The following is a 1,124-nucleotide window of genomic DNA, read 5'->3' on the forward strand; positions in this document are numbered from 1 at the left end:
TCCAGCGGCATCACGAGTCAAGCTGCTTAGCCAGCAGACACCCGCCTCAATCGTGTTTTTTGATCTGCTGGCCGAAGACAATCACGATTGGAGAGGAACGGCATTTCATCAACGACGGGCTAAGCTGCAATCGTTGTTGTCCAAGGCGAAGCCACCGATTCATCTCACACCGGCAACAGACGATTTGCACCTAGCGCGTGACTGGTTCCAGCGTTTCGAGGGCGCCGGCTTCGATGGCGTCATCGCCAAAGCAAAGGACAGCACCTACCAGTCCGACAAGCGGACCATGTTTAAGGTGAAACATGAACGCGACTGCGATTGCGTTGTTGCCGGGTTTCGCTGGTATCGCAAAGGCGATCGTCCTGCTGTCGGTTCCCTGCTGCTGGGTCTCTATGACAATTCCGGCTTACTACAACATGTCGGAGTTTGCGGGAGCTTTCCTCTCGAAAAAAGATATGAGCTCGTCGAGTTCCTGAAGCCCTATCAGAAAGATGCTCTCGCGAATCATCCCTGGAAAGGGCGGTTGGACGACGTGACGGAAGATAGCGAGGGCGCACATCGCCGGCCCGGAGGCCAGAGCCGCTGGAGCCAGGGCAAAGATCTTTCCTGGGAGCCTCTCCGACTGGAGCTTGTGGCTGAAGTGGCCTATGAGCATATGCAGAGCGGCCGCTTTCGTCATATGGCGCAGTTTCGCCGCTGGCGTTTTGATAAGAAGCCGGAGGGGTGCACGTACGAACAACTTGAGGTCGTGCCACCGGAAGAGTTGAAGGCAATCTTTTCAGAGAATCAATGAATCAGCTCTTTGCCGCCTGCCGCCGCGATCTGCCGGCCTTGCGAGTCGGGTCGTCATCCGGATCTGGCGTCTCCTGAACCGGTCGCATCGCTTCAGGCACATGACGGAGATTCACCCGAACCCTTGTCCATGTAGACGAGCGCCCGCGCATTGAATCAACGAGTATGTCATCCGGCTCCAGGTGGCTGGCTGCTTCTGCATGCCTGGTCTTCCATCGGTCGAGCCCAGCCAGGGCAGCATCTTTGTCGGGTGAATTGGCAACGATTACAAGCGGCATTTTCACCCGCGGCTTCTTGGCGCGGGAGGGCGCTACACGAGTTCCTTCTCCTTC

Annotated in this window: 1 protein-coding gene and 1 pseudogene; one reads left to right on the forward strand and one right to left on the reverse strand. The window is 57.0% G+C overall.

What is annotated here, in order from left to right; translation table 11 throughout:
* Window positions 1-793 (forward strand): ATP-dependent DNA ligase (locus tag AB4043_RS26315; RefSeq protein ID WP_442308630.1); only part of this gene is annotated, 793 nt, incomplete at its 5' end.
* Window position 794: 1 nt separating this feature from the next.
* On the opposite strand, the pseudogene AB4043_RS26320 reads toward AB4043_RS26315, so the two are convergent.
* Window positions 795-1,124: pseudogene (locus AB4043_RS26320) on the reverse strand (DNA primase); the annotation flags it as partial.

The organism is Terriglobus sp. YAF25, assembly GCF_052113305.1.
In the GTDB taxonomy this organism is placed as follows: Bacteria; Acidobacteriota; Terriglobia; order Terriglobales; family Acidobacteriaceae; genus Terriglobus.